This is a genomic window from Ligilactobacillus araffinosus DSM 20653 (genome assembly GCF_001435375.1).
GTDB lineage: Bacteria > Bacillota > Bacilli > Lactobacillales > Lactobacillaceae > Ligilactobacillus > Ligilactobacillus araffinosus.
This window is the reverse complement of record NZ_AYYZ01000014.1, coordinates 25,763-32,655: the sequence shown is the minus strand read 5'-3', so window position 1 is coordinate 32,655 and position 6,893 is coordinate 25,763. Positions and strand designations below refer to the sequence as shown.

6 protein-coding genes and 4 tRNA genes are annotated in these 6,893 nt (G+C 41.2%); 9 read left to right on the top strand and 1 reads right to left on the bottom strand.

The features are described from left to right. The first annotated feature begins 102 nt into the window (after positions 1-102). The 6 genes from FC64_RS02710 to FC64_RS02685 all read left to right on the top strand — a co-directional run bounded on the left by FC64_RS02710 (position 103) and on the right by FC64_RS02685 (position 3,250). Positions 103-174 (top strand) — tRNA-Glu (locus tag FC64_RS02710). A gap of 8 nt (positions 175-182) precedes the next feature. Then, positions 183-255 (top strand) — tRNA-Thr (locus tag FC64_RS02705). Between the two features lie 460 nt (positions 256-715). Then, positions 716-2,173 carry a peptide MFS transporter gene (locus FC64_RS02700; RefSeq protein ID WP_057906424.1) on the top strand — a complete coding sequence of 486 codons (1,458 nt, stop codon included), beginning with the start codon at positions 716-718 and terminating at the stop codon, positions 2,171-2,173. Positions 2,174-2,271: 98 nt separating this feature from the next. Next, a tRNA-Tyr gene (locus tag FC64_RS02695) sits at positions 2,272-2,354 on the top strand. Between the two features lie 9 nt (positions 2,355-2,363). Then, positions 2,364-2,435: transfer RNA gene (locus tag FC64_RS02690), tRNA-Gln, on the top strand. Positions 2,436-2,551: 116 nt separating this feature from the next. Then, the gene (locus FC64_RS02685; RefSeq protein WP_057906421.1) at positions 2,552-3,250 is read left to right on the top strand and encodes a GntR family transcriptional regulator; all 699 of its coding nucleotides are present in this window, start codon (positions 2,552-2,554) and stop codon (positions 3,248-3,250) included. Between the two features lie 11 nt (positions 3,251-3,261). Here the strand turns inward: FC64_RS02685 and FC64_RS02680 are convergent, their stop codons facing one another. Further along, complete coding sequence (locus tag FC64_RS02680) at positions 3,262-3,993, bottom strand: WecB/TagA/CpsF family glycosyltransferase (protein WP_057906420.1); 732 nt, start codon at positions 3,991-3,993, stop codon at positions 3,262-3,264. A 127-nt stretch (positions 3,994-4,120) separates the two neighbouring features. Between FC64_RS02680 and FC64_RS02675 the strand changes: the two genes are divergently transcribed. From FC64_RS02675 to FC64_RS02665, 3 genes are read left to right on the top strand one after another with little or no spacing between them, the layout of a single operon-like run. Continuing rightward, the gene (locus FC64_RS02675; protein WP_057906419.1) at positions 4,121-5,599 is read left to right on the top strand and encodes a nicotinate phosphoribosyltransferase; all 1,479 of its coding nucleotides are present in this window, start codon (positions 4,121-4,123) and stop codon (positions 5,597-5,599) included. 17 nt (positions 5,600-5,616) lie between these two features. Next, positions 5,617-6,444: an ammonia-dependent NAD(+) synthetase gene (gene nadE, locus FC64_RS02670; protein WP_057906418.1), complete on the top strand. Its 828-nt coding sequence runs from the start codon at positions 5,617-5,619 to the stop codon at positions 6,442-6,444. Positions 6,445-6,453: 9 nt separating this feature from the next. Continuing rightward, positions 6,454-6,888 (top strand): hypothetical protein, encoded by a 435-nt coding sequence (locus FC64_RS02665; RefSeq protein ID WP_057906417.1) that lies wholly within the window; start codon positions 6,454-6,456, stop codon positions 6,886-6,888. Positions 6,889-6,893: the final 5 nt, after the last annotated feature.

The following is a 6,893-nucleotide window of genomic DNA, read 5'->3' as shown; positions in this document are numbered from 1 at the left end:
AGAGCATCTGACTGTTAATCAGGGTGTCGACGGTTCGAGTCCGCCTGCCGGAGTTTTAAATGACTAATGAGCATTCACGTTAGTGATTAACATAATTATTATGACCCGTTGGTCAAGTGGTTAAGACACCGCCCTTTCACGGCGGTAACATGGGTTCAAATCCCGTACGGGTCATTGATAATGCTGATTTAGCTCAGTTGGTAGAGCAACGGTATCGTAAACCGTGGGTCACAGGTTCGACTCCTGCAATCAGCATGAAAAAACGTTCATAGATGTTTATAAGCCTTGATATAAGGCTTTTTTTTATAAAAATACTTTTTTGTTCATCGAAAAATCACAGTCAAACACACGTCGGATAACCGTGTGTCTGTAAGGAATTTTAGAATGCGGATAAACAATGATATAGCAATAAAAGACAACACTTTTCTGTGTATCAGGTAGGTGTTTTAGATAAATTTGGACAAAGTGCCATAAGTTGCAGTTTGCATAATCGAGTTCCAAAACAAACGAGCTACAGCACGAAGCTAGTGAAATTCGAAAACGTCCGAATCTTTGCTCTGAGATTTGCTTCCACCAGGCTTGTTTGTTGCATTTTGTCACATTTTCCATTTTTTTAATTCAAAAAAAGGAATCAAAAATTGACCAATTTCTCACAGATGACTATACTTTAAATATTATTAACTTTATTTATGGAAGGAATTTAAAATTGACTCCAATTAAGTCGCAAAAAACATTTTTAGGACATCCGCGCGGACTGGCAACCTTATTCTTCACTGAGATGTGGGAACGTTTTAGTTATTATGGAATGCGGGCAATTCTACTGTTTTACATGTTTTATTCGGTAACGGAAGGCGGATTGGGCTTTAGTAAAGCGACGGCAGCATCGATCATGTCGATTTACGGGGCGTTAGTTTACCTGACAAGTGTCTTTGGTGGTTTTATGAGTGATCGCCTGTGGGGAAGCCGGAAAACGGTTTTGATCGGTGGAATTTTGATTATGCTAGGGCATATCGTTTTAGCAACGCCATACGGTAAAGCCGCGTTGTTTATTTCGATCATTTTGATTACTTTTGGAACCGGAATGTTAAAACCAAATGTTTCTGAAATGGTTGGTAGCCTGTATGATAAGGATGATTATCGTCGGGAAGCCGGATTTAATATTTTTGTATTTGGAATTAACGTGGGGGCCTTTATTGCGCCGATTATTGTGGGGTATATTGGGCAAACGTATAATTTCCATATTGGCTTTTCACTTGCCGCAATTGGAATGATTTTTGGACTTGTTCAGTATTCGATGGATGGTAAACTGTACTTATCACCTGACAGCATGTTTCCGAATGATCCGCTTGAACCGGAAGAAGTTCGCGGATTGATCAAAAAAGGAATTGCATGGATTATTGGAATCGTTTTGATTTGCGTGATTATGATCGAATTCAATCTGTTTAATATTGACAATGTGATCCTTGTATTATCAGTCCTTTCAATTGTAATTCCGATTTATTACTTTGCTGTAATGTTGACCAGTCAAAAAGTAACGGTGAGCGAACGCAAGCGGGTCGTAGCTTACCTTCCATTATTTTTAGCTGCGATCGTCTTCTGGATCATTGAAGAGCAAGGATCGGTTATTTTAGCGATTTTTGCTGAAGAACAGACTAAATTAACGGTGTTTGGTCATTCATTTCCTGCTAGCTGGTTCCAAAGCATGAATCCGCTGTTTATTATGCTGTACGTTCCATGCTTTGCTTGGCTGTGGAGTAAGTTAAAGAATCATCAACCATCATCAGCAATCAAATTTTCATTAGGATTATTTTTCGCGGGAATTTCATTCTTATGGATGATGTTTCCTGGAGTGCTTTACGGTACTCACACGAAAGTTTCGCCTCTATGGTTGGTCATGAGTTGGGCATTGGTCATTATTGGAGAAATGTTGATTTCACCAATTGGACTTTCAACTACCACCAAACTGGCTCCACAAACATTTCGGTCACAAATGATGAGCATGTGGTTCTTAACGGATGCGGTCGCGCAAGCAATCAATTCGCAGATCGTAAAGTTTTATAACCAGACAACCGAGATCCATTACTTTGGAATCATTGGAGGAGTAACGATTATTTTAGGATTGATCTTATTGATGATCGCCCCTAAGATCAAACGATTAGCAATGTCAGCCTAAAAAAATAATTTTTTTGAAAAAAGTCCTTGCAATTTTTCTAAATAGCATGTATGATAATTAAGTCGGATGTGATAAGACATTTGATTTTAATTGAATATGGAGGGGTAGCGAAGTCTGGCTAAACGCGGCGGACTGTAAATCCGCTCCTTCGGGTTCGGTGGTTCGAATCCACTCCCCTCCATCATTTTATTGGGGTATAGCCAAGCGGTAAGGCAACGGTTTTTGGTACCGTGATGCGCTGGTTCGAATCCAGCTACCCCAATTTTTTTGTTGGGTAAAAGGTTGTGCAGGTGCACAACCTTTTTTGTATTAACCGGATAAACGAATAATATTTAGTGATATACTAATGGTATAAATTTTAAAGGAATGGATTTAAGGATGAGCTCTCCAATTTATATTCGAATTCATAATGATTTAAAGGAATCAATTGAAAAAGGTAAGTGGCAGGTCGGTGATCGGATCCCGGCGGAACGGGAATTGGCTGAAAAATATGGCGTTAGCCGGATGACCTTGCGCCAAGCAGTTCAAACATTGGTTGATGAAGGAATCCTTGAACGCCGAGTCGGTTCTGGAACGTTTGTTGCCCGGAAAAAAGTTCAGGAAAAGATGTCAGGAACAACAAGTTTTACCCAGTTGATGGAAAATCAGGGAAAGACTCCTTCAAGTAAAACAATTTCGTATCAGGTGACGACCCCATCGTTAAGCGAACAGGAACACCTGAAACTTAATGATCATGATAACATTTTGAGAATGGAACGGATTCGGTATGCAGACGCGGTTCCGATTTGCTTTGAAGTTGCAACTTTACCGTATTCGCTAGTTAAAAATTATCAACGGTCTCAAATTACCCGGTCGTTATACCAAACGTTGCAGGAACATGGGCTTGAGATCGGGCACGCTCAACAGACGGTTTCTGCATCAAGCGCATCGGAAAAGATTGCTGATTATTTGAAAATCAAACGGGGAGCACCGATTCTAAAACTACGACAAATTACTAAACTGACAACGGGACTTCCATTTGAGTATGTGCGAACAGAATATGCCGGCGAGCGATTTGAATTTTACTTAGAAAAATAAGGCTGAGAGTCTTATTTTTTTTGCTTAGATTTTTGTTGATAAACGCGGAATAAATAACGCGGCAAAGCCAACATACGTTTAAAGCGGGTTGGCTCTTGGATCAACCGGAATAGCCATTCAATATGGTGATTGATCCAAAATTCAGGAGCCCGTTGAACGTTTCCGATCAAAACATCAAAACTGCCGCCGACCCCCATCCAAATTGAATTTGCAACGGACCGGTGATGTGCAATGAAAAAATCTTGTTTGGGGAATCCTAATGCAACAAAAACGAAGTCCGGTTGGGTTTGTTGGATCTCATGGATGATGGGTTCTTCATCATTAAAATAGCCGTCATGCATTCCAGCAATGATTAAGTGCGGATATTTTTCTTTAATTACATTTTTCAAAGCACTGATCACTGCTGGTTTACCTCCTAAAAAGTAAACTTTCTTTTGATTTTGATTAGCAGATCGTAACAATGCTTGCATGGTATCAAATCCAGTTACTCGTTCAGCAAGTGGTGTTCCCAAAATCTTCGCCCCCTTCACAATCCCAATTCCATCCGCGGTAACGTAATCAGCGTGATTGATGATCTGCTGGTAATGGGGATCACGGGTGGCTGCCAGAACGATTTCAGGGTTAGCCGTAACGACGAATCGGTTAAGGTGTTGCCGGTTATCAGCAATCAGTTGGCAAACAAATTCTTTTTGGGTAAAATTATCAAATTCAATTCCAAGAATATTGACCTTTGAACGTGTCATGATTTTCCTCGTTTCTACTTTGTTTATTTCATTATAGAACAAACTATTTTGCGGTGGGAACCCGAAAAGTGATAAAATATAAGCACTATTATGTATCTAGTAAATTACGATCTTAAAGAGGAATATCATGATTAATAAATATGCAGATGACAGCTTAGCACTTCATACTGATGCGTATGAATTGAATATGATCGAAACGTATTGGCGTGAAGGGATTGCCGATCGGAATGCAATCTTTGAAGTTTATTTTCGCGATTTGCCGTTTCAAAACGGATATGCTATTTATGCCGGACTGGAACGCGTGATTCAATATATTCAAAATCTGCACTTTTCAGAGGCTGATCTTCAGTACTTAAAAGAAGAGATGGGCTATCAGGATGATTTTATTGAATACTTACGGAATTTCAAGATTCGGTTAAGTATTCGGTCAATGGTCGAAGGAGAAATCGTGTTTAATAATGAGCCTTTGATGCAGATCGAAGGGCCATTAGCAGATTGTCAGTTGGTTGAAACCGCAATTTTGAATATTATCAATTATCAGACATTGGTTGCAACCAAGGCTGCCCGGATTCGGTCAGTTGTTGGCGATGATCCGTTACTTGAATTCGGCAGTCGGCGGGCTCAGGAAATGGATGCAGCTATTTGGGGAACGCGCGCAGCCTACATTGGCGGATTTGACGCAACCAGCAACTTGCGGGCAAGTAAGATTTTTGGAATCCCGGCGAGTGGGACCCACGCCCATGCATTAGTGCAAGCATATCAAAATGACTATGAAGCGTTTAAAGCATATGCTGAAACGCATCATGATTGTGTCTTTTTGGTAGATACCTACGACACATTGCGTTCCGGCGTTCCGAATGCGATTCGGGTTGCGAAGGAAATGGGCGACAGCATCAACTTTTTAGGGGTGCGGATCGATTCAGGCGATATGGCATACATTTCAAAGTGTGTGCGCAAGCAGCTTGATGCAGCTGGCTTTCCAGATGCCAAAATCTATGCTTCAAATGATCTCGATGAAAAAACGATCATGAACTTGAAAATGCAGCATGCCAAAATTGACGTTTGGGGTGTGGGCACAAAACTGATCACGGCATATGATCAACCTGCTTTAGGGGCGGTTTACAAAATGGTCGCAATTGAAAATGCGGCTGGGCAAATGGAAGACACCATTAAAATTTCAAGCAACGTTAATAAGGTGTCAACCCCAGGAAAGAAACAGGTTTGGCGAATCACCCGGAAAGATTCCGGTAAATCAGAAGGTGATTACGTTGCCCTTTATAATGAAAAGCCGCAACAACGGAAATCGCTGTTGATGTTCCACCCGCAATATACGTATATCAATAAGCAGGTCACAAACTTTAATGCGCGGCCGTTATTGACGGAAATCTTCAAAAACGGCGAATTAGTTTATGATCAGCCAAGTTTACAAGAAATCAAGCAGTACGCTAAACGGCATCTTGAAAGTCTGTGGGAAGAATATAAGCGGTTATTGAACCCGCAAGACTACCCAGTTGATCTTTCAAAGAAATGCTATGATAACAAGATGAAAATTATTCAAGCCATTCGGGAAGTTAATAACCAAAAGCCGCTTCCGAATGATATTTAGTAAGTGGAGTGAGAGAAATGCGTGAATTACAAGCAAAAATTATTGAAACTTTAAAAGTTCAGCCGCAAATCGATCCGGAAAAGGAAATCCGTCGCTCGATCGACTTTTTAAAGGCATACTTAAAGAAAAATCCCTTTTTGAAGACCCTTGTGCTGGGAATTTCAGGTGGACAAGATTCAACGCTTGCCGGAAAATTAAGCCAAATGGCAATTACGGAAATGCGGGAAGAAACGGGCACCCAAGATTATCAATTTATCGCTGTGCGCCTTCCGTACGGTGATCAAGCCGATGAACAAGATGCAATGGATGCCATTGAATTTATGCATGCTGACCAGACTGTACGGGTCAATATAAAAGAGGCTGCCGATGCAATGGTCAAAGCGGTTGAAGCCAACCAAATCGAAGTCAGCGACTTTAATAAGGGCAACATCAAGGCGCGGCAACGAATGATTGCACAGTATGCAATTGCTGGGGCTAACCACGGCGCAGTGGTCGGCACGGACCACGCAGCTGAAGCGATCACTGGTTTTTATACGAAGTACGGTGACGGCGGCGCTGATATTACTCCGTTATGGCGGTTAGATAAGCGTCAAGGCAAGCAAATGCTTAAAGTTTTGCATGCTCCAAAACATTTATATGAAAAAACGCCAACAGCTGATCTTGAAGACAATCGGCCGGCTTTGCCTGATGAAGTGGCATTAGGGGTAACCTATAACGATATTGATGATTATCTGGAAGGGAAGCCGATTGATGATCACAATGCGGAAATCATTGAAAACTGGTATGTGAAGACGGAACACAAACGGCACATGCCAATCAACGTTTATGACGAATTTTGGAAATAGGGTGAAGAAATGCGACGAGTAAATGTTAACCAATATTTAGGTGCAATCAACAATGTATTAGACAGCACCCAAAAGATGAGTGCAAAGATGGATCCGTACTTCAATATTTTTCGAAGTGCATTAAATGATGATGAAGAAATCGAAGCCGAAGACTATCAAGCTACGCAGGTAAGCTTTGGCGAAGGAGTTAAGCAATATCAAACAAACTTAACTACTTTGGAAAAGGCACAAGCTCCGGCCCAGTTGATTGGGGTTCATAGGAACCTGATTGCTCACTACCGGGAGTTTGTAAAGGGCTGTGAAGCAATGAATGCCAGCATTGATTATCAGGACCATCAAGTTGACCGGAAACAATTTGATGCAGCTGAAAAGGCACAGGAAACGGCAATGGATAAGGTTAATCGAAGTGTCCAAAAGATTATCCGGGGACTTCATTTGGCATAGTTTAA

Excerpts from the sequence above, each read along its gene's own strand:
- FC64_RS02675 (WP_057906419.1), top strand. The coding sequence starts at position 4,121 with ATGATTAATAAATATGCAGATGACAGCTTAGCACTTCATACTGATGCG.
- nadE (WP_057906418.1), top strand. The coding sequence starts at position 5,617 with ATGCGTGAATTACAAGCAAAAATTATTGAAACTTTAAAAGTTCAGCCG.
- FC64_RS02665 (WP_057906417.1), top strand. The coding sequence starts at position 6,454 with ATGCGACGAGTAAATGTTAACCAATATTTAGGTGCAATCAACAATGTA.
- FC64_RS02680 (WP_057906420.1), bottom strand. The coding sequence starts at position 3,993 with ATGACACGTTCAAAGGTCAATATTCTTGGAATTGAATTTGATAATTTT.
- FC64_RS02685 (WP_057906421.1), top strand. The coding sequence starts at position 2,552 with ATGAGCTCTCCAATTTATATTCGAATTCATAATGATTTAAAGGAATCA.